20 protein-coding genes and 1 riboswitch are annotated in these 20,669 nt (G+C 45.0%); of the genes, 17 read left to right on the plus strand and 3 right to left on the minus strand.

Going from position 1 to position 20,669, the window contains the following annotated elements:
• From AC2TDN_RS15940 to AC2TDN_RS15980, 9 genes are all read left to right on the plus strand, one after another.
• The gene (locus AC2TDN_RS15940) at positions 1-1,047 is read left to right on the plus strand and encodes a glycosyltransferase (protein ID WP_484688926.1); all 1,047 of its coding nucleotides are present in this window, start codon (positions 1-3) and stop codon (positions 1,045-1,047) included.
• Positions 1,044-2,201 (plus strand): polysaccharide pyruvyl transferase family protein, encoded by a 1,158-nt coding sequence (locus tag AC2TDN_RS15945; RefSeq protein WP_482066332.1) that lies wholly within the window; start codon positions 1,044-1,046, stop codon positions 2,199-2,201. Before AC2TDN_RS15940 ends, AC2TDN_RS15945 begins: the two co-directional genes overlap by 4 nt.
• A 7-nt stretch (positions 2,202-2,208) precedes the next feature.
• Positions 2,209-3,402 (plus strand): glycosyltransferase, encoded by a 1,194-nt coding sequence (locus AC2TDN_RS15950; protein WP_482066333.1) that lies wholly within the window; start codon positions 2,209-2,211, stop codon positions 3,400-3,402.
• Positions 3,403-3,413: 11 nt separating this feature from the next.
• The gene (locus AC2TDN_RS15955) at positions 3,414-4,595 is read left to right on the plus strand and encodes a glycosyltransferase (RefSeq protein WP_484688833.1); all 1,182 of its coding nucleotides are present in this window, start codon (positions 3,414-3,416) and stop codon (positions 4,593-4,595) included.
• 23 nt (positions 4,596-4,618) lie between these two features.
• A complete protein-coding gene (locus tag AC2TDN_RS15960; protein ID WP_484688835.1) occupies positions 4,619-5,800 on the plus strand; it encodes a glycoside hydrolase family 88 protein in 1,182 nt (393 codons plus the stop codon).
• Positions 5,801-5,855: 55 nt separating this feature from the next.
• Complete coding sequence (locus AC2TDN_RS15965) at positions 5,856-7,436, plus strand: lipopolysaccharide biosynthesis protein (protein ID WP_484688838.1); 1,581 nt, start codon at positions 5,856-5,858, stop codon at positions 7,434-7,436.
• Positions 7,437-7,485: 49 nt separating this feature from the next.
• Positions 7,486-9,792 carry a right-handed parallel beta-helix repeat-containing protein gene (locus AC2TDN_RS15970; protein WP_484688841.1) on the plus strand — a complete coding sequence of 769 codons (2,307 nt, stop codon included), beginning with the start codon at positions 7,486-7,488 and terminating at the stop codon, positions 9,790-9,792.
• 126 nt (positions 9,793-9,918) lie between these two features.
• Positions 9,919-10,986, plus strand: coding sequence for a UDP-glucose 4-epimerase GalE (galE, locus tag AC2TDN_RS15975; protein ID WP_482066339.1), 1,068 nt, complete (start codon positions 9,919-9,921; stop codon positions 10,984-10,986).
• Positions 10,987-11,184: 198 nt separating this feature from the next.
• Positions 11,185-11,266, plus strand: a riboswitch (cyclic di-GMP riboswitch).
• Positions 11,267-11,282: 16 nt separating this feature from the next.
• Positions 11,283-11,444 (plus strand): anti-repressor SinI family protein, encoded by a 162-nt coding sequence (locus tag AC2TDN_RS15980; RefSeq protein WP_484688845.1) that lies wholly within the window; start codon positions 11,283-11,285, stop codon positions 11,442-11,444.
• 14 nt (positions 11,445-11,458) lie between these two features.
• Here AC2TDN_RS15980 and AC2TDN_RS15985 read toward each other — a convergent pair whose 3' ends face one another.
• On the minus strand, positions 11,459-11,791 hold the full coding sequence (locus AC2TDN_RS15985; protein ID WP_482066341.1) for a helix-turn-helix domain-containing protein: 333 nt from the start codon (positions 11,789-11,791) through the stop codon (positions 11,459-11,461).
• 412 nt (positions 11,792-12,203) lie between these two features.
• Here AC2TDN_RS15985 and AC2TDN_RS15990 point away from each other — a divergent pair, with 412 nt between their 5' ends.
• The 7 genes from AC2TDN_RS15990 to AC2TDN_RS16020 all read left to right on the plus strand — a co-directional run bounded on the left by AC2TDN_RS15990 (position 12,204) and on the right by AC2TDN_RS16020 (position 18,786).
• Positions 12,204-14,144: a lasso peptide isopeptide bond-forming cyclase gene (locus tag AC2TDN_RS15990; RefSeq protein WP_484688848.1), complete on the plus strand. Its 1,941-nt coding sequence runs from the start codon at positions 12,204-12,206 to the stop codon at positions 14,142-14,144.
• A gap of 16 nt (positions 14,145-14,160) precedes the next feature.
• Entirely contained in the window at positions 14,161-14,304 is a 144-nt protein-coding gene (locus AC2TDN_RS15995) for a paeninodin family lasso peptide (RefSeq protein ID WP_482066343.1), read from the plus strand.
• Positions 14,305-14,397: 93 nt separating this feature from the next.
• A complete protein-coding gene (locus tag AC2TDN_RS16000; RefSeq protein WP_484688850.1) occupies positions 14,398-15,327 on the plus strand; it encodes an aldolase in 930 nt (309 codons plus the stop codon).
• A gap of 3 nt (positions 15,328-15,330) precedes the next feature.
• Complete coding sequence (locus AC2TDN_RS16005; RefSeq protein WP_484688852.1) at positions 15,331-15,639, plus strand: lasso peptide biosynthesis PqqD family chaperone; 309 nt, start codon at positions 15,331-15,333, stop codon at positions 15,637-15,639.
• Between the two features lie 15 nt (positions 15,640-15,654).
• Complete coding sequence (locus AC2TDN_RS16010; RefSeq protein WP_484688854.1) at positions 15,655-16,113, plus strand: lasso peptide biosynthesis B2 protein; 459 nt, start codon at positions 15,655-15,657, stop codon at positions 16,111-16,113.
• Between the two features lie 20 nt (positions 16,114-16,133).
• Complete coding sequence (locus AC2TDN_RS16015; protein ID WP_484688856.1) at positions 16,134-17,939, plus strand: ABC transporter ATP-binding protein; 1,806 nt, start codon at positions 16,134-16,136, stop codon at positions 17,937-17,939.
• Between the two features lie 82 nt (positions 17,940-18,021).
• On the plus strand, positions 18,022-18,786 hold the full coding sequence (locus AC2TDN_RS16020; protein ID WP_482066348.1) for a metallophosphoesterase: 765 nt from the start codon (positions 18,022-18,024) through the stop codon (positions 18,784-18,786).
• Positions 18,787-18,800: 14 nt separating this feature from the next.
• On the opposite strand, the gene AC2TDN_RS16025 is transcribed toward AC2TDN_RS16020, so the two are convergent.
• Positions 18,801-19,274, minus strand: coding sequence for a helix-turn-helix transcriptional regulator (locus AC2TDN_RS16025; RefSeq protein WP_484688859.1), 474 nt, complete (start codon positions 19,272-19,274; stop codon positions 18,801-18,803).
• 6 nt (positions 19,275-19,280) lie between these two features.
• Positions 19,281-19,685: a cupin domain-containing protein gene (locus tag AC2TDN_RS16030; RefSeq protein ID WP_484688861.1), complete on the minus strand. Its 405-nt coding sequence runs from the start codon at positions 19,683-19,685 to the stop codon at positions 19,281-19,283.
• A gap of 125 nt (positions 19,686-19,810) precedes the next feature.
• On the opposite strand from AC2TDN_RS16030, the gene AC2TDN_RS16035 reads away from it, so the two are divergent.
• The gene (locus AC2TDN_RS16035) at positions 19,811-20,590 is read left to right on the plus strand and encodes a phytanoyl-CoA dioxygenase family protein (RefSeq protein ID WP_482066350.1); all 780 of its coding nucleotides are present in this window, start codon (positions 19,811-19,813) and stop codon (positions 20,588-20,590) included.
• Positions 20,591-20,669: the final 79 nt, after the last annotated feature.

Raw genomic sequence — 20,669 nt, forward strand, 5'->3', positions numbered from 1 at the left:
ATGAAGCTAAGTGTGATTATTCCAGTCTACAATGCTGAGCCTTATATTAAACGTTGCATAGACTCTCTCTTGAAGCAGACTATAGAAGATTGCGAGCTTATTTTTGTAAACGACGGCTCGACAGACAATAGCAAGGAAATCATTGAAGGCTATCGGAAAAATAATGCCCGGATCATTCTCATTAATCAAGACAACAAGGGAGTCAGCCTGGCTAGAAATGCTGGCTTGGCGGCCGCTGCTGGAGAGTATGTCGGCTTCGTTGACGCAGACGATGATATTGAGCCGGATATGTATGAAAGGCTCTACGCTGCGGCTAAATCTGGAGATTGCGATGTTGTGATCTCAAACTTTGAAAGTGAGCTTAATGGGCATCATCTGATTACGAAATATCCATTCCCCGTTGATGCCGTTCTTGGCGCTGCCGATATTCAAAAACAAATATTGCCCTTCTTCTTGAAGAGCGAGCAATTAAACACTGCCTGCAACAAAATATACCGGAACGCACTCATTCAAGAGCATGAAATTGTATTTCCAGCAAAGGTTGCGCTTGGCGAGGATGGGATATTTAATATTTATTTCTTTAGCCATGCAAGGAAGCTGATATATATCGATTACACCGGCTACCATTACCGCGAGACAGCCGAGAGCGCGACTAGAAACGCTGCAGCGAAAGATTATTTCGGTCGTGCGGTCGAGGTATACGCGGCAGAGCTTCCATCCTGTTACCTGAACGTCATGAACGGAGCAAGCATCCAGCAATTGAAAGCGATAAAGCTGATTCACAGCGTAATGGCCTACATCCATATTTATCTGGAGCCTTCATCTAATATGCGATTCGCAGACAAGATTCATTATGTGAAACGAATGGTTTTGCATCAGGATGTAAGGGAAGCTTTGCCTGTCTACGTTAACGAAATGAATGGAGAATTAGGTCATTACCAAAAAACATTATTATTTCTGATTGCTCAAAAATCATGGCTGGGCATTTATTTATTGACAGCATACAGCAGATTCAGAAATAGAAAAGCGCGGGGGATAATGATATGAAAATAATGATGTTTGCTCATAATGGCAGCTTGAATAGAGGCTGTGAAGCGATCGTTCGCTCTTCCACAGCGATTCTAAAGGAGCGGATAAAGGATGCCAAGGTGTATCTAGCATCTGATCAGCCGGAAACCGATCAAGTGATCGGCAAGCTGGACGGCATATACGATGGATCTAAACTAGAAATAAAAAAATATTCGTATGACTGGTTCCTCTCTTCATTAAAGGTAAAGCTGTACCAGGATGAATCCTATGCGCTTGGGAAGATTCATCACAATATTATAAAAAATATTAAAGATATGGATGTTTGTTTATCGATCGGCGGAGACAACTATTGCTATGGCGAGCAGCCAGGCTGGTATGAAATTGATAGGCGAGTAAAGGAGCAGGGCAAGAAGCTTGTCTTGTGGGGCTGCTCCATCGGGGAAGAAGACATGTCGGAGAGAAAGCTGGAGGATTTAAAGCTCTTTGATCTCATTTTATCCCGTGAATCGCTGACCTACAATATGCTTGTTGGAAGGGGACTCAAGAACGTCAAGCTATGTGCTGACCCCGCATTCACGATGGAAAAAGAAGAGCTGGATTTGCCAAAGGGCTGGCAGGAGGGGAATACAGTAGGACTTAACTTCAGTCCGCTTGTGTGGAAACGAAATAAACAGTCACAGGCTGCGATTGATGAGCTGATTCGGCATATTTTGGAGAAAACCGATATGACGATTGCTTTAACTCCACACGTTATTATAGATGGAAACAATGATTATGAAGTGTTGAAAAGCTATTACGAGACATATAAGCATACGGGAAGAGTTATCCTATTACCGGATCATTTAACAGCGATTCAGTATAAAGGCTATATCGCGAGGATGAGGTTCTTTATTGGCGCTCGTACGCACGCTACCATTGCCGCATACTCGAACTACGTACCGACTATGGTGCTTGGGTACAGCGTGAAGTCCAAGGGAATAGCAAAAGATATTTTTGGCGAAGAAAAGCTGGTGCTTGGTATCGAGCAAATATCGAACAGCGTCCTCTTGACCCAGAAGTTCGACGAAATGGTTCGAGAAGAGGAAGCGCTCATTAAGAAGCTCAAGCAGGAAATTCCAGGCATTCAGAAGATGTCTTATAAAGCGGTCGATTATTTATGCGGTCTGGCCTGAGGTGAGCATGAAAAAAAACTTATTATTTGTTATTCCAAGTCTTTCAGCTGGCGGTGCAGAACGAAGCTTGATCAATTTGATTACCCAAATTGACTTTAATCGCTACAATGTTGACCTGTTTATGTTTAGCCACAAAGGCATATTTATGGACTTGGTGCCTGAGCATGTTCGGATTTTGCCATTATCTGAAAGCTATCATCGTTTTATTAAGCCTCTTTTGCCTTCGGTATCACAGTTTCTGCGCAAGCGAAATACGAGACTTGCCTTTAGCCGTATCATGTTCAGCTACAAAAGCAGGCTGTCAAAAAGCGTTAGTGTCAATGAGCAGGAAGGGTGGAAGTATATCGCTCGTTCCATGGACGTCATTGATAAGAAATACGACGTGGCTATCGGTTTTTTGGAAAAAACGTCGATATACTTTTGCGCGGAGAAGGTCGATGCCGTCAAAAAGATAGGGTGGGTTCATAACGATTATGACAAGCTGGGCATGAATCCTTATTTCGATCAGGCGTATTTTGCGAAGATGGATCATATTGTTACGGTCTCTGAGGAATGCGGTCATATTTTAAAACAAAGATTTCCTAATCAACAAACGAAAGTTGAAGTCATTCATAATATTGTATCGCCAAAGCTGATCAATCAGCTCGCAGATCTGGTTCAGGAAGATGTCTATGACCGCAAGAGCGGCGAAATCGTTATTTTGTCGATTGGCCGTTTGCATACGCAGAAAGGATTTGAGCTGTCGATAAAAGCCTGCAAAATTTTGCTGGACAGAGGCTTCAACTTTCAGTGGAATATTATTGGCGAAGGGGAAGAAAGGGAGAACCTAACACAGCTGATTGCAATGGAAGGGCTGGAACAAAATATTAAGCTGCTTGGTTTGAAAGCAAATCCGTACCCCTATCTTAAACAGGCGGACATCTATGTGCAAACGTCTTGGTTTGAAGGAAAAGCGATTGCGATTGACGAGGCCAAAATATTATCGAAGCCTATTGTCATTACCAATTTCAGCACAGCAAAGGACCAAATTAAGGATGGAGTCGAGGGACTAATCGTTGATTTGAATGTCGACGCCATTGCAGCAGGCATTTCGAAGCTGATCGAAGACGAAGAAGCGCGTTCAAGGTTGACGCAATATTTATCCGGTCTCCATCTAGGTACGGAAGAAGAGATTCATAAGGTGTATAAAATTTTTGGATAGGTGGAAATGCCTTGAAAATGAAACTGCTGTTTGTCATGAATAATCTAAACTGCGGTGGTGCCGAGAAGTCGCTTCTCTCGCTATTGCAAACGATCGATTACGCTAGATTTGAAGTGGATCTCTATTTGTTCAAGCACGAAGGGATTTTTTTGAGCAAAGTTCCGAGCGCTGTAAACCTGCTGGAAGAGCCCGTTCATTACCGCTATTTCGATATGTCTATGAAATTGGCGATTATGGATTGCTTAAAAAAGGGGAAAATCGACTTAGCCTTGGCAAGGCTGAGAGCGGGATACATCTTTTTTACAGAAAAGAATCCAGCAAGATGCGAGCAAAGAGTGTGGAAATATTTATCTAAAACGTTGCCGGTGCTTCATAAAAGATATGATGCGGCAATTGGGTTTCTGGAGAAAAATCCGGTCTATTTCAGCATCGAGAAGGCAAACGCAGCCAAAAAAATCGGGTTTATCCACAATGATTACGACAAGCTGCGGATGGATCCATATTTGGATGCTCCTTACTTTGCGCAGCTGGATCATCTCGTCACAGTCTCGGACGGCTGCGGAGAAGTATTAATACAAAGGTTCCCACAGCATAGTGGAAAGGTAAAAGTTATCCACAACATTGTTTCGCCTGCCATGATTCATGATATGTCAGAAGAGGATACGGATTTTGCACCGATTAATGGGATTAAAATCGTTTCTATCGGGCGTTTGAATTATCAGAAAGGCTTTGAGATGGCTATAGAGGCTTGCAAGGTTTTGGTGGATAAAGGGTATAACGTGAAATGGTATGTCATAGGCGAAGGGGAAGATCGGAGTAAGCTGGAGCAGCTCATTGTGCAGCATCAGCTCGCTAGTCACTTTCACTTGTTGGGAATCAAGGAAAATCCATACCCCTATATGAAAGAGGCGGATCTTTATGTTCAATCCTCGCGCTTTGAGGGGAAATCCATCGCTATTGATGAAGCGAAGATTTTGAATAAACCGATTATCGTTACGAATTTCAGTACGGCAAAGGATCAAATCGTACATAACCAAAACGGATTAATCGTTGACATGAACGCAGAAGCACTAGCTGACGGAATAAAGCTGTTGATCGATGACGAGAAGCTGAGAGATTCTTTGGTGAGACAGCTCTCCAAGGAACACTATGGAACCGAGATGGAAATTGAAAAGCTGTATGCATTGATCTAAAGGTTTATGAAGGAGTGAATACGTTGTTAGAGATTGCAGCAGCTATTTTTTTGGCGATAACCGTTATTATTATTTGTATTGATATTATGCCGATCAGCAGAGATTGGGTGAGTAGAATTCACATCGGAAGATACAGAAACAAACAAGAATGGAATCAATCCATTACGCATATCGGCGCTAATTGGCTTAATCATACACCCAAAGTTAAAGTAACGGATAATGTGAGATTGGTAGCCATCGACATGCTGAAAGGCAATTATTCGAAAAGCGTGATTCAGCATTGGCAGGAGGCTTCCCTTTTACTCGGACTGAGCGAGTGTTTGAAGAACGGTTCGGATAAAGGAATGACAAGCAAGATCGAACGGTTTCTCCATACAAAATTTGATGCAAATGGTCAATGGAGAGAGCAGCCTGCTTATATTGATTCCGGCATACTTGCCTACGGCGTGATGAAGCTGGAAGGGATAGACATCGAGAAATATAAGCCGGCCCTCGACAGCACATGGGCGCTCATTCAGGCGCATATTGGAGAGGACGGAACGGTTCAGTATCGCAAATTTATGAAAAATTACCGCTATGTCGATACGATTGGCTTTATATGTCCATTCCTCGTTGCTTATGGATTAAAGTATAACAAGCCGGAATGCGTGCAGTTAGCTGTCAAGCAGCTGGAGCAATATGAGAAGCACGGCATGTTAGGTGACCATTGCATACCAAGCCATGCTTATCACATGGAGAATACTTTGCCGTTAGGCTTATTCGGCTGGGGGCGAGGGCTGGGCTGGCTGGCAATCGGGCTTAGCGATGCTTGGCGCGAACTGCCGGATTCGCATGAATCGAAGCCGAAGCTGGAGCGCTTTATGAAAAAATTCGCGCGAGCGATTCTAAATTTTCAAAGGCCTGAAGGCAATTGGAACTGGACGGTAACTCGAAATGAGACAAGAGCGGATTCTTCTACAACAGCTACGTTAGGCTGGTTTTTGCTGCAAGCCTCCCAGATCGAGGAGCTGGCTGAAGAATGCGCCGAAGGGGCGGACCGTGCGGTCCAATATCTCATGAAGGTGACCAGAAGAAACGGTGCAGTCGATTTCTCACAAGGGGATACCAAGGATATAGGCGTATATTCCATGTTATTTAATATTCTTCCTTTTACACAGGGGTTCTGTATTCGTATTGCCAATCATTCGAAGGTATTAGGAAGGTAATACGATGTCCAAAGATCTGCTTGGAACAATGGGATTTGTCAGATAGGGGATTCGCATGAGGGTAAAAAGTTCACTATTGAATATTACTGTCGGACTAGGGAATCAGCTCGTCATTACCATTTTAAGCTTCGTATCGAGGACCGTATTTATCAATAGCTTAGGTATGGAGTATTTAGGTATTAATGGGCTATTCACCAGCATTCTAGCCATGCTTACGCTAGCAGAGGCCGGAATTGGCTCCAGCATCATTTATAACCTCTATAAGCCTGTCGCTGATAATGATCGTCCTAAAATATTTGCTTTAATGGAGCTGTACAAAAAAGCTTATCTCGTTATAGCTGGAGTCGTGCTTCTTCTCGGCTTAGCGCTTATGCCTTTCTTGCATTTCTTCATTAAGGAAACGAGTGTAGAAAATCTTAATTTGATTTATATGCTTTTTCTTACTAATACAGCGGCTCCTTATTTGTTTGTTTACAAGCATTCCTTTTTGAATGTAAACCAGAAAAATTACATCGTAACCGCCGTATTTTCCATATCGGCCATCGTCTCGACCTGCATGAAAATTGCGATTTTATATTACACAGAAAATTATATATTATATCTTGTGGTAGAAAGCGCACTCTCCATCCTAACATCCATTATTTTAGTCTTAATAGTAGATAAGCTGTATCCATACTTAAAGCAGAAGGTTAAAGCCAAGCTGGACCCCGAAACCAAAGCCAATTTTATTAAAAATATGAAAGCGATCATTCTTCAAAATGTCGGCAATTACTTTATTTTTGGTGTGGACAGCATCCTTATCTCTTCATTTGTAAGCATCACGGCCGTCGGCCTCTATTCCAATTACAAAATGCTGATCGATATATGCCGAACGCTGCTGAACCAGGTGTTCTCGAACATGTATCACAGCTTAGGAAATTTGGTGGCCAAGGAAAGCTCCGATGCCGTTTATCGAATATTCAAAGTGACTTACCTGATGAACTTTTGGTTATATTCGCTTCTCTCCATTGGCCTTTATTTATTGATTGAGCCGCTCATAACGATTTGGATTGGCCCAGCATATATGATGACCAATGCCGTGCTACTGGTGCTGGTTCTATCCTTCTATGAAAGAGGAATGCGAAATTCATTAAGCGCGGTAAAAACAACAGCCGGGATCTTTCATGAGGATCGTTATGCGCCGTTATTCCAAGCTGTCGTCAATATCGGAATATCACTGCTTCTTGTCCATTATATGGGAATAGCCGGTATATTCATTGGCACATTAGTTAGCGCATTAGCGGTTCCTTTCTGGTATACGCCGCTGCTTGTGTATCGTAAAGTGTTTCATCAGCCTTTAAGGCATTATTATACGGCTTACATCCTATACACCGCTCTTGGAATTATCGCTTGTAGTGTTGTGGCCGCTGTTAATCAGTTCCTGCCTTCAACCCATTTATTATGGCTTTCACTTAAAGGCATCATTTGTCTCGTACTCGTAAATGGGATATATATTTTGGTTTTCCATCGAACGGAGCAATTCAAATATTTGCTAGGAATTGTGCTAAATCTATTAAACAAACTGCCAAGCGCAGGAACAATCCTAAGGAAGACTATGAAACGCCGTCATAGACTGGAGGCTGGCCGCAACGAGTAACCTTTTACTGACAAGCTACATACGATGAAGTAAAAGGATGGTGAAGGCTATGAATCTACATGGGTCTTACCGAATAGAACTAGCTCGATTCAATATTAGCAACACGGGCATGAATGCAGCAGAGACGACCAAAGGAATTAATGATGCTATCGATTGGGCAAAATCTGAAGGCTTTATCCATGTCATACTACCAGCGGGGAGCTATACGGTCGGACTCGATCCAAGTTCTCTCGTAGCTATCAACATGAAGAGCGGCATTCATTTGGAGCTGGAGCAGGGCTGCGTCATTAAGCTGGAGGGTAATTCCTCCCCGAATTACACCATTATTGAAATGAGAGGGATCAATAATGCAAAAGTATCAGGAGGCAAGCTGGTAGGCGACAAAAAGGAGCATATATACGAGATTGCGGTGAAGTTTGTCAGAGGCGGCGTAAATGCTGACGGTACGCTGAATAATAACCCGAACTGGATACGCAGCGAGGTCATTGATCGTTATGCAAACCCAGGTCTTCTTGCAAGCTTCAGACTATGGAGCATTCCGGGGGTGGGTGCAGCTGGCTATCAATTCTATCAATATAAAGATACTATTTCAAATGCTGCGCTAGTTGGATCTCGGACGAACGGCGTTTTTGCACCTGCCGGCGCAGGTGGAAGAGGATGGTTCCTTAATGAAAATAAGGATTTGAGTAAAAACAATAAAATGATATTTGCTATACAGCTAACATCGCCTTTAACCGATAGTCAAATTGCTGATATTCGGGCCAAGGTAGATAGTTCATTTTATACGCATGAAAGCGGTTATGGAATTGGATCGTTTGGTTCCAATCAAATCGAAATCGGACAAATGGAAATTTCGGATTGTACAGGAGATGGAATTTTAACCGGTTATGAGAAGTATTTGCTTGATCCCGCCTTATATACACAGGACCAAATGGGTCAAAATGTTCTTATTCATGATTGTCATATCCATCATTGCAGAAGACAAGGCATTTCCATCTGCGCGTCAAACGATACCCATATTTTCAGAAATAAAATTCATCATATCGGGTATGCCGACGACGGAGTCACGACGAATTTTAGAAACGGTACGCCGCCTATGTTCGGCATCGATATCGAATCCATGTATAGTGAGACCAATATTCCGTACAAAAGAGCGGATCGTCCTAACGGGCTGGAGCTGAACTACCGCATTCATATTGAAGATAATTATATTTATAATAACGTGCGCGGCCATTTCGTTAATGCAGACGGCACCAATGTCTTATTGGACGGAAATACCTTTGAAGGCTCTAACATTGGCGGAGTGAGCTCGAATCCGAATTTTCCGAATGTCAAATATGTTAATAATTCATTTCATGGATGCGAGCTATGGGTACAAGGCGATAACTTCGTGAACGGGGCCGTTATTCGAAATGGGAATTTAAAGCTGCTTGATGTAAGGGGAGCAGTCGTTCGGGATTGTCAGGTCAAGGATGGCTCGGTATATGGCTCAAGCATATATGGCTATTTTGGATCGCCTGCCGTAAATGTTGCTGCTGGCACCTTCACGTTTAAAACGGCGCATGGCGTGGGCAATGGAGCACAAGTATCGTTTGAGCAATGGATCGGTAAGGTTCCGACTGGAATCAGCGTCGATAAGATGTATTACACCGTAAACGTTACTTCACTCGGCTTTCAGGTTTCCGAGACGCTGGGAGGCGCGCCGGCAATCATTGCAGATGCAGGGACACCAGGATTTAATGTCAGCCGATATAATTACGGAAGATGCTATTTGGCAGATATAACGGTAGAGCGGGATTGGCGCCCGAATAACACGCTCGCCCCGAACTTTAATCTGCTCGCTGCAGGTGCTGTATTAGAAAATATAACGGTAAAAAACTACGATCTGTCGATATTGGTTCCACAAGATTATGCGGGCCGCCCGACCATTGTAAATGGATTGACGCTCATTGAAGGCTCCGCTAGATTTGAAGGCAGTCATGTTAGCAATAGTGAGTTTATACGGGCTAAGACTCCGCTTTTGGGCAATACCGATATTCAGCTTGGCTCAAACGATGCGAAGTATACGAGGCAGGTTACTATGCGCAACGGGCTGTTTCAAAATCTAGGAATCGTAATGGACGGGAATTCACTTGTAACGGGATCTACCTTTATAAATGCCTCTGTTGGAAAAGCTGACAATACGAAAAAGGCAATTATCTCGAGCTCCTACTTTGAAAATAGTAAACTCAACTTCAACTGGCTGCGTCATAATCAATCGGCAATCGTCGCGAAGTCTGTATTTAGAGGAGTAACCGTAACCGGAACGGCACCATATATCCGGTTAGAGGATAATACGGATTTAGGGAGCGCCTAATTCTAGAAGCTGAAGAAGAAAATACTTCCCTGCAGTTTGTTCGTCTTGCAGGGAATTTATTTGATAGCATGTTCTTAATTAAGAATTATATGTTCCTTATAATGAATATTTGGAGGAGATAATGAAATGGCGATTTTAATTACTGGCGGTGCAGGTTATATCGGAAGTCATACATGCATAGAGCTTCTTGAAGCGGGATATGAGGTCGTTATCGTCGATAATCTGTCCAACAGCAGCCACATCTCATTAAACAGAGTCGCAGAAATAACGAACAAAACGTTCACGTTTTACAAAATGGACCTCATGGATCGCGGCGGGCTGGAGGGTGTATTCGCCAGGCATTCGATAGAAGCGGTCATTCACTTTGCAGGTCTTAAGGCTGTTGGCGAATCGGTTCAATTGCCATTGTCCTATTACCATACGAATATTACAAGCACTTTAATACTATGTGAGGTTATGAAAAAATTCGGGGTGCATAAACTAGTATTTAGCTCCTCTGCAACGGTATACGGCTTGCCGGAGCAGGTTCCTATTGCAGAAGCCTCGCCGCTAGGTGCGACTAATCCTTACGGCAGAACAAAGCTTATGCTGGAGCAAATTTTACAAGATTTAGCAGTGTCGAATGAGGAATGGGGCATTTCGATCCTGCGGTACTTTAATCCGGTGGGCGCCCACATTAGCGGAAGGATTGGTGAGAATCCGAATGGCACTCCAAACAATCTGATGCCTTACATCACGCAGGTAGCAGTTGGGAAGCTTGCGCAAGTGAACGTTTTTGGAAGTGATTATCCTACTGTAGACGGCACTGGCGTAAGGGATTATATCCATGTCGTCGATTTGGCGCTGGGACATGTGCAGGCACTGAAAAAAATGATGACTAAATCAGGCGTAGATATTTTCAATCTTGGCACCGGCCGCGGCTATAGCGTGCTGGAGATGATTGCTGCATTCGAGAAGGTATCCGGGCGCAGCATTCCGTATACAATTGTAGACCGCAGACCAGGCGATATTGCGATTTGCTATGCGGATACGCATAAGGCAAACGAGGAACTGGATTGGGCTGCTATTCGCGGCATTGAAGAGATGTGCAGAGACTCGTGGCGGTGGCAATATGCGAATCCGAACGGTTTTGAAGTAGAGCCTTATTTGATGTCTGAGCTGGCAGCGGCTTCGTACATAGAAGCGGCGCAATAGGGAAAATTGCCATTTTCAAAGCTAGCTGATCAAACCTAGCTGATCAAACCTAGCGGAGTATAGTACATAAATTCTATGTCATTTTACATTGCTTGAAAACATTCGACAAAAAATGTATTTATCTATCATTTTAGTAAGACATGAAGCGACAGCATGCGCATAATTGGTGATTTATAATACAGATATAAGTGAATGACAAGCATAGGGAGACGTTGAAATGCGTTTAGTATCTGGGCACCTTAAACGCATGGAGTCAGTGGTGCAACCGTCCCAAAATGAATGGGGGACATGGGAAAATGGTACTTATAAATTCCGATGACAATCAGGACTTGGATATGGAGTGGGTAGCATTAATCATGAATGCACGTTCTTTGGGGTTCAGTAAGGAAGATGTGAGGAAGGTGCTGCTAGCCCTAGAGGAAAGCAAGAAGGATGATATTCAGGAAACAGCTGTATAAAAGCGGAAAAAGCGCTATTCGCGCTTAATTTTCCATTTATTAAATTCTAGAAACTCTTTAAACTGATCCTTGCTTACGCCAGAGGCCATTGCCTCTCTAACTAAGTCAGCCCATTCATTGTCAAGGTGATCGGGGGTGCGATCCGTTTTTTCGTTGTTATTGAGAAATTCTTCAACGGTTACGTTTAAAACCGCGCCTACCTTTTCAAGAAATTGAATCGAAGGATTTTGCTGGAGCCCTCGTTCAATGGAGCTTAAGTAAGATTTTGCGACGCCCGCCCGTTGAGATAACTCTGTTAGGGAAAGGCCTTTTCTCTTGCGCAGCATCTGAATACGTTCTCCGATCATAAGAAACTCCTCCGTTATCACATCGTTGTAGACAATTACTATTATAACGAAAAAATGTTAGTAGCGATAGCTAGTAACCTTTAACATGATTTATTTTTTTATTTCCTATTATAGTATCCACTTATTATCATGAATAAGTGGATATTTTTGGTTGAATAACAGCTTGATTTAGTTCTATAACAAGTAGTGTTGGACGTAAAATGATGGCGAAGCGATAAATCGACAAGTTGTTTTCAATAGAGAACAAAACCTTGCGATTATTTGCAATATATCGTTGAAATATTGGTTGACAAAGGTAAATATCAGGTGTAATATGCAGTTATGTTCTCTATTAAGAACTTTAAATTCAACAAATGATTTTCGAAAATCGTTCTTCATATCGAACAATTTTGATATCTAGCCGGAGGAATCGATGAGCGCCATCGCAGCCATTTTTCTAACTGATCAAGGAAGTCATGCATGGAGGCAAGGCGGCTCCTTAATGGAAGCTTTATCTCAGTATCCTTGCGATTCGGCTCAGGCCTGGCATGAGGATCATATATTTCTAGGCTGCCATAACCAGTGGATTACTCCTGAGTCGGTGGGCGAGCGCAATCCATATGTTGATTCCGAAAGAGGGCTGGTCATAACCGCGGATGCGATCATTGACAATCGGGGAGAGCTGTTTGGCCTGCTGCAGGTAGAACAGCATCGACGGAGCCGGATGTCGGATAGCGAGCTGATTTTGCTTGCTTACGACAAATGGGGCGAACATGCGCCTGCATACTTGGCTGGCGACTTTGCATTTATGATTTGGGATCGCCGCAATCACAAGCTGTTTGGCGCTAGAGATTTCTCGGGCGGCCGCACCTTGTATTATCACAGGAATGCGGAACGGTTCGCCTTTTGCACAACGATTGAGCCGCTGCTTGCGCTGTCTGGAACGGAGCACTTGCTGAATGAAGATTGGCTAGCCGAGTTTCTAGCTATCGTGGGCATGGTAGACGCGGCAGATGCTTCCACAACAGTCTACCGCAATATCGAGCAGCTTCCGCCTTCTCATAGTATTACGATCAAGGATGAGCGGATAGTCCTAGCAAGATATTATCAGTTTAGACCTTGTGAGCGCGTTCGATTCAAAACGGATGATCAATATGTAGAGGCGTTCCAAGAGGTGTTCGAGCAAGCCGTTACGTCAAGGCTGAGGACGCATCGCCAAGTAGGCGCACAACTCAGCGGCGGACTGGATTCCGGCTCGATCGTAAGCTTCGCTTCAAGGGCGCTGCGCAAGCAAGATAAAAGGCTGCATACGTTCAGCTATGTTCCGACATCCGATTTTATCGATTACACAGCCGAATATATGATGCCGAATGAAAGGCCGCTTATTGAATCAACTGTCGAGCATGTCGGAGGGATTGAGGATCACTACCTCGATTTCCAAGGGAGAGATTCCTACTCCGAGATCGACGGATTTCTAAATATTATGGAAATGCCTTATAAGTTTTTTGAGAATTCCTTCTGGATGAGAGGCATGTTCGAGCAGGCAGAGAAGCAGGGAGTAGGCGTGCTTCTAAATGGAGGCAGAGGCAATTTATCGATCTCATGGGGATCGGCCATTCCTTATTACGCAACGCTGCTCAAAAAAATGAAATGGATCAGGCTGCTGCGGGAAATGCGTCAGTACAGCCTTAATATCGGCTCTGGCCGAGCGCATGTATTCTCTAACGTCAGCCGAGCGGCATTTCCGCTTATTGAACAGCTGCGGCCTTCCCAGGATACGTACCATTATCCAATGGTGATCAATCCCGAATTTGCGAGGAGGACCGATGTATTTAATCGGCTTGGCGAGCATGGCATCGATCAATCCGGATGGTTTGCGGCCAAGGATGTGTACGAGGAAAGAAAAATCCATTTCGATGAAGTATTTCACTGGAACGCAGGCAATACGCTCTCAACGAAGCTGTCGCTTAGACATGGTCTCTGGAAGCGCGACCCGACAAATGATGCAAGGGTCATTCGGTTTTGCTTGTCTCTGCCGGAGAGCCAGTACGTCCAGAATGGGATGGATCGCGCTCTAATCAGGCGTGCTACCGATAAGCTGCTGCCTGATCAGGTGAGGCTTAATCAGCGCACGCATGGAGTACAAGGAGCAGATTGGGTTCATCGCATGCTTCCCAGATGGCAAGCCTTTAAGGATGAGCTGCGGCAAATGAGCGAAGATCGCTTATTTATGGAGTTTGTTGATGGCAAGGTAATCCGATCGGCATTGTCGAGGCTTGAGGAAGGCGCACAGCCGAGGCATGCGGTTGATCCGAATTATAGATTATTAATGCGCAGCCTTATCGTATTTCGCTTTTTGAAAAAATTCGATTGAAGGGAGGTGACAAGATATGCAAACGAAAAAACAATGGAATAAACCTGAGCTAGAGGTCCTTCATGTACATATGACTGCGGCTTCCACGACAAATGGTCCATTCACAGACGAGGCTTACGTACCTGGCCAAAATTCTGAAAAGCCGCGTTTTACTAGCTAAGGCATTATGGATTCGATTGGTGAAGGAAGCCCTTATACATAAGGTGTATAAGGGCTTTCTAGCTTTTATCAACAGATTAATGGAGTGAGGACATTGGCGGCAACGAAGACGAAAATGGCATACAGCGCATTTGGGCTTGCGATTGAAAGCGAGCTGCCATTGCCTGAGCTAACCCCAATCAACAAAATCGTTGAGCATTTCGATTTGGAGATTATTATCGATAGCTGTTTGAAAGATATCGTTCTACTCGAGCCTTACGACTTTGTGGTGGAGGAACGCAACGTTACGGTATATATGCCGGAAGCAGCGTTATTTCGGATAGAAGATGGCAATCGGATCACCATTTCTCCTGCTGAGGGAGCCGATGAGGATCTGAACCGGTTATACGTGCTTGGCACCTGTATAGGTGCAGTACTTCTGCAGCGCGGCATTTATCCTTTGCATGGGAGTGCTATCGCGATTAATGGCAAAGCTTATGCATTTGTAGGCCATTCAGGCGCGGGGAAATCAACGTTAGCGTCGGCGCTCATAAACCGCGGCTACCCTCTGCTTAGCGATGATGTTATTGCGGTGTCACCTTTCTCTTCGGAACAAGCTCCGCTCGTAATACCGGCATACCCCCAGCAGAAGCTTTGGCAGCAAAGCCTAGACGCCTTCGGCGTAAATAATGAGGAGCTTCGTGCCATTTACGGCAGGGAAAATAAATATTGTATCCCGGTTGAGGCAGACTTCTGCAGCAGCCCTATGCCGCTGGGAGGCGTGTTCGAGCTTGTGAAATCGGAATCGGATGCAGATGAGGTTGGCATTCATCCTATTCAGAAGCTAGAGCGTCTGGATATTTTGTTCCAGCATACCTATCGGCAGTTTTTGGTGCAACGGATGGGACTTACGCGGTGGCATTTTACACATTCAGCCTCGCTCGCTTCTCAACTGCCAGTCTATCGTTTAGAAAGACCAGCTGCAGGCTTTACGGCACCACAGCTCGTAGAGCTCATATTAAAAACGATACAATCGGAGGAATAACCTATGACAAAAAGCCAAGCCATTACGATTCAAGCTTTATTGATGGAACAACTCGTCGTTCAAGATCATAACAATATTGTAAGCGATATGGGCGGAGAGAAGGTCATCTTGAGCATTGAGAATGGAAAATACTATAATCTTGGCGTTATGGGAAGCCAGATTTGGGATTTGATTAAGCAGCCTGTTACGATATCGCAGGTGATAGAGGGGCTCCTTCAGCAATTTGATGTGGAGAAGGAAATGTGCGAGGAGCAGGTGCTGTCCTTTCTTACCCATCTGTTAGAAGAGCGGCTTATTCTTATTCATGAATAGATAGGCGGTGAGCCTATGGGAAAAATGTTGAGATTGAGAGCTTTGCTTTCTTTGGATTTCAAAACCGTCCTACTATTAATTGAAGCAACCCTGCTCCTCGGCTGGGCCAGAATTCGAATTATCCACCAGCCATTCTCGAAGATTGCGCCAACGCTGGGGCAATATATGAAAGAAACGGAGAGCGAGACTTCTGCAGAGCGCAGACGATCTCTTGTCCATATACGCCACGCCATTCAAATTGCAAGCAGCCATACGCCTTGGGACAGCAAATGCTTGGCTCGTGCGCTAGCCGGCATGAAGATGCTGGAGAGACGAGGCATCAGCAGTACGTTATATCTCGGAACGGCGAAGGACGAGGCGGGGAAGCTGATTGCGCACGCCTGGCTGCGAAGCGGCTCCTTGTACGTTACAGGCGCGGAAGAGATGGATCGATTTGCGGTAACCGGCATTTTTGCCAAAGTAGTCCATTATTAAATACGGAAAGTGATGAAGCGATGAATCATCTATTATATTTCTCAAGAAAGCTGCATGCCTACGGGGGGAAGGTGCTCTATATCAATCTCACCTTGATGATGCTCGTTGGTCTTCTGGATGGCGCAGGCATTCTATTATTAGCTCCGCTGCTTGGTGTAATTGGCATTGTAGATATTCCGCTGGCTTCAATCCCCGGTCTTCATTTGTTATCAACGCTGCAAGAGCTTCCTAAAGAAAGAGCGCTATTTATTATTTTAGCCCTATTCATTCTGCTTGTTGCCGCGCAAGGCATAATTGGACGCAATTTAAGCTTAAGGGAAATTAGAATCCATACGGGCTTTGTGAATCAAATACGATTAGAAGTTTATAAGGCGCTGCTGCAAGTGAATTGGGGCTTTTTTATGAAGAGAAGGAAGACGGATCTCATTAATTCGTTAACCGGCGAGCTTGCTCGCGTCACAAACGGAGCCTTTCTTTTTTTGCAGCTGATCGCCTCTGTTGCCTTTACGATCATTCAAATCGGATTAGCTTTATTTTTATCGGTCAAAATGACCTTGTTCGTCTTATGCTGCGGACTCGCTGTAGCATTCCTCTCAAGAAGATATATTAAGCAAGCCAGAGTAATAGGCACAGCCACGACTGAGCTGGCGCAAAGCTATTTATCCGGCATTACCGATCACTTTAACGGCATGAAGGATATAAAAAGCAATTTGCTTGAATCGTCCCGCTATCGCTGGCTGCTGGATTGGTCCGAGAAGATCGCGCATGAACGGTATGAAAATTCGAAGGTGCGAAGTAATTCGCAGCTCCTTTACAAGCTGTTTTCAGCTATAATGATCGCTGTTTTTGTTTTTGGTTCAGTGATGCTCTTTAAGAACCAAGGCGGCTATTTGCTGCTTATAATGGTTATTTTCTCACGGCTTTGGCCACGCTTTACAGGAATACAAGCGAATATGGAGCAAGTTGCTTCATCGCTGCCGGCCTTCAAAGCGTTAATGGAGCTCCAGGAGGATTGCAATGCGGCTAAGGAATTAATGGATGTGGATGAGCTGGGCGGAGAGCATATTTCACCGCTTAAGCTTAAGGAGCAGCTGGAATGCCGGCAGGTCTATTTCCGTTATGATCAGCAGCAGCCTGACTTTACGCTCGAAGCGATTAATTTGCAGATTGCTGCGGGCAGCATGACCGCGATTGTAGGCCAATCAGGCGCTGGCAAAAGCACGCTGATCGATTTGATGATGGGACTTATGAAGCCGGAGCTCGGTCAAGTGCTCATTGACGGCAAGGCGTTATCGGGTGCAGAGCTATTGTCGCTAAGAAGATCGATCAGCTATGTTCCGCAGGAGCCGTTTCTCTTTCATGGAACGATTAGAGATAATTTGCTCATGATTGATCCGCTTGCAAGCGAAGCGCAAATGTGGGAAGCGATGGAGTTCTCCTCAGCCGCTGAATTTACTCGCAAGCTCCCGCAAGGCTTGGATACGGTCATCGGTGATCGTGGCATACGATTATCAGGCGGTGAGCGGCAAAGGCTCGTTTTGGCTAGAGCGATTTTAAGAAAGCCGTCCATTCTTATTCTCGATGAAGCGACCAGCGCGCTGGACAGCTTAAACGAGGCCAAGATTCAAGAGGCAATCGAGCGGTTGAAAGGCAGGATGACGGTCATTGTCATTGCCCACCGGCTGACAACCATTCGGAATGCGGATCAGGTTATCGTACTGGATAATGGGAAAATCGTGCAGGCAGGTCATTTCCTCATGCTTTCCGAGGACAAGAAGGGACTGTTCAGCAGCCTGCTGGGCAATCAGCTCCAAGTAGCTTTATAGCAGCATCTTTTATATACTTAGTATTGCAGCGCAAAAATATCACTACTTAAAGTAAGTAGAATGACCGATCAGGAGGGCGCATTTGGCTATTATACTAACATTGGCAGCATTCGTGCTTCTCTTATATCTGCTCCTTATCTTCCCAACTCAGTGGCTCAAAGTCGAAAAGGTCACCCATTCCATCGGTATCAACAAACGCATATTGCAAATTAGTGATTTGCATGTAGACCGGCTTCGCATAAGCGCGAAGCGCATTCGGGAAGAGATTGAGGCGGCTAAGCCGGACTTTGTATTTCTCACTGGCGATTATACCTCCAAAGAACGTTACCTCCCGCGCGTGGGCTATTATCTTAAAGTGATTGCGGGAAGCGGCATCCCTGTTTATGCGGTGCTTGGCAATCATGATTATGAGCTCCCGCGCCTAAAGCGGCTGCTTGATCTGTTTGAGGCGCATGGCATTCTCGTACTCCGGAATGAAAACATTGTGCTTGATGATTTTCAGCTTGTCGGCATTGATGATGATTGCACGCATCACAGCCGCATCCGTCCTTCCTTCAAGGGGATCGACAGAAGCAAGCCAACTATTGTTATCACGCATGACCCGAATGTGCTGCTTATTATTAAGCGTCCCTACGATTATTTAATGGCCGGTCATCTGCATGGCAAGCAGCTGAACGTGCCGTTCTTTTTTGCGTTAAAGCCCAAAGGCCCGCTTTCCGTTAAAGGGATATATAAAGGGCTGCATACCGATCAGAACGGAGCCTATTATATTTCAAAAGGCATCGGGCAAGCTGGCATTAATGCCCGCTTTATGGTTCGAAGCGAAATCACGATTCATGATCTGTGAGCAGGAATGACCAGCTATTCGAGGCTGCTGCTGCGGCTAGCCACCCGGAAAGCGGCCGGTGGAATGCCCTTGGCTTCGGCAAACGCTCTGGAGAAATAATGAACCGACGAGTAGCCGCATTGCTCAGCAATGGTTTTGATTGGAATAGCCGTTTGCGACAGAAGCTGCTCAGCAGCGCGTATTCGCTCATGTCTAACGAGCATGGAGAACGATTCATGCACGCTTTGGGAGAACAGCCTGGACAAATGCCGCTCCGAAACGTTGATATAGCGGGCAACCTCTGACAAAGTAAGAGCGCCTCCTAGATTATCGCGTATATACAGCTTGGCTCGGCTTATGAGAATAGCTGCATTGGAAGCGGGCAAAATGGTTTCTGAGCTGCGGTTCTTTCCGCCTACGATCGTAGGAAACGTAAGAATTAAGACGTGTGCCAGCTGCTGAAGCACCGCAATCGGCACGGCGAAGCATTCGTCGCTTGGAACGAGCAAAGAGCGTCAAATTTCCGCAGTCGGGGAATGCTGCTGGTTCTCCATCCAAATTGGCCCGGTGTTTAAGGCGTGATTATAAAAGTCGAATTCATCCGGCTTCGACAGCTTCTCATCAAGCTCAAAGGCTGCATACAATAAATCCAATTGGTCTACATTCCGAATTTGATGGCGTATATTAGGACGCGAGCAAAAAAGAACACCTTCATGCAAAGGATAAGCGATTTGCCCCTCCTCATAAATCCCCGTTCCGCCAGCCACGTAACAAACCTCAAAAAAGGAATGCTTATGTACAGCGTTTGCGGCTAGATTCTGCACCGACCCCCAGTAATAGACATGAATGGTTAAGCTCTCGCCCTGCAGCAAGCGAGCGTAGCGATTAAGTCGTACTTCGCTTTTAGGCCAATTGTACATATGAAACATCAGCTCCTATGGCGTAATTGTGCAAAAAGTTGTCGTCGGCAGGCAAATACGAAATCACTATATCCTATCTATAATTAAACCATATTCAAACTAATTATAGGATAAGGAGAATGAGCATGATCGTCAACGATGACGTGAAATTTTACAAAGAAAATGGTTACCTGCTTGTAAGAGGCGTATTTAATGAGCAAGAGGTGCTGGAAATGAGAGCGGCAGTCGAGCGGATCATCCAGCGAGCGGCAGCTGCCCAAGGCGAACAAAACCATGCATGGCAAGGCGATTTCCTGCCGCCTGAGCAGCTTAAGAAGCTTGTGCTGAAAGGATTCCATGATGTGCATTACCATGATGCTGCCTTCACACGTGCCGTCATACATCCGAATATGGTAGCAGCGCTGAATGGAATCATCGGCCCCAATGTACAGCTCCACCACTCCAAAATGCTTGTAAAACCGCCAGCGAATGGCGCAGCATTCCCGATGCATCAGGATTACCCTTACTTTCCGCATCGCGATCATTCTATGCTGGCCGCAAGCGTTCATCTTGATGATGCGGACGAGCAGAACGGCTGCTTAGCTGTCATTCCTGGCTCACATCTGCAGGGGCCGCTGCCGCATGTGGGCAAGCATTACCTAAATCATAAGGAGCATCCGATCTCCTCAGGAACACCATGTCCGGCTAAAGCAGGAGATGTATTGTTCTTCAACTATTTGACCATTCATGGCTCGGATGTGAACCGAAGCGAAAGAACGCGCAGAAATATTTTGTTCCAATACCGTGATGCAGCTGATATTCCGACGGAGAATACCCATTTCGATTGGGGCATGGGCCTCATGGTGAGCGGCGAGAACAAAGATTTCAATAACGTAAAGCCGAATTATAAAATAGTGGAAGCTTAAAAGTGGAATTGGAATGAGCATGCGCTTGTTGTTCCCTGCCTTTTTGAGATTAATAAATATTAATAGAGACGCCTATCAA

The sequence above is a fragment of the Paenibacillus sp. Y660 genome (assembly GCF_057221575.1).

What these genes read in the sequence shown, in the direction of transcription:
- AC2TDN_RS15940 (WP_484688926.1), top strand. Translation starts at nt 1, where the DNA reads ATGAAGCTAAGTGTGATTATTCCAGTCTACAATGCTGAGCCTTATATT.
- AC2TDN_RS15945 (WP_482066332.1), top strand. Translation starts at nt 1,044, where the DNA reads ATGAAAATAATGATGTTTGCTCATAATGGCAGCTTGAATAGAGGCTGT.
- AC2TDN_RS15950 (WP_482066333.1), top strand. Translation starts at nt 2,209, where the DNA reads ATGAAAAAAAACTTATTATTTGTTATTCCAAGTCTTTCAGCTGGCGGT.
- AC2TDN_RS15965 (WP_484688838.1), top strand. Translation starts at nt 5,856, where the DNA reads ATGAGGGTAAAAAGTTCACTATTGAATATTACTGTCGGACTAGGGAAT.
- AC2TDN_RS15970 (WP_484688841.1), top strand. Translation starts at nt 7,486, where the DNA reads ATGAATCTACATGGGTCTTACCGAATAGAACTAGCTCGATTCAATATT.
- galE (WP_482066339.1), top strand. Translation starts at nt 9,919, where the DNA reads ATGGCGATTTTAATTACTGGCGGTGCAGGTTATATCGGAAGTCATACA.
- AC2TDN_RS15980 (WP_484688845.1), top strand. Translation starts at nt 11,283, where the DNA reads ATGGTACTTATAAATTCCGATGACAATCAGGACTTGGATATGGAGTGG.
- AC2TDN_RS15985 (WP_482066341.1), bottom strand. Translation starts at nt 11,791, where the DNA reads ATGATCGGAGAACGTATTCAGATGCTGCGCAAGAGAAAAGGCCTTTCC.
- AC2TDN_RS15990 (WP_484688848.1), top strand. Translation starts at nt 12,204, where the DNA reads ATGAGCGCCATCGCAGCCATTTTTCTAACTGATCAAGGAAGTCATGCA.
- AC2TDN_RS15995 (WP_482066343.1), top strand. Translation starts at nt 14,161, where the DNA reads ATGCAAACGAAAAAACAATGGAATAAACCTGAGCTAGAGGTCCTTCAT.
- AC2TDN_RS16005 (WP_484688852.1), top strand. Translation starts at nt 15,331, where the DNA reads ATGACAAAAAGCCAAGCCATTACGATTCAAGCTTTATTGATGGAACAA.
- AC2TDN_RS16010 (WP_484688854.1), top strand. Translation starts at nt 15,655, where the DNA reads ATGGGAAAAATGTTGAGATTGAGAGCTTTGCTTTCTTTGGATTTCAAA.
- AC2TDN_RS16015 (WP_484688856.1), top strand. Translation starts at nt 16,134, where the DNA reads ATGAATCATCTATTATATTTCTCAAGAAAGCTGCATGCCTACGGGGGG.
- AC2TDN_RS16030 (WP_484688861.1), bottom strand. Translation starts at nt 19,685, where the DNA reads ATGTACAATTGGCCTAAAAGCGAAGTACGACTTAATCGCTACGCTCGC.
- AC2TDN_RS16035 (WP_482066350.1), top strand. Translation starts at nt 19,811, where the DNA reads ATGATCGTCAACGATGACGTGAAATTTTACAAAGAAAATGGTTACCTG.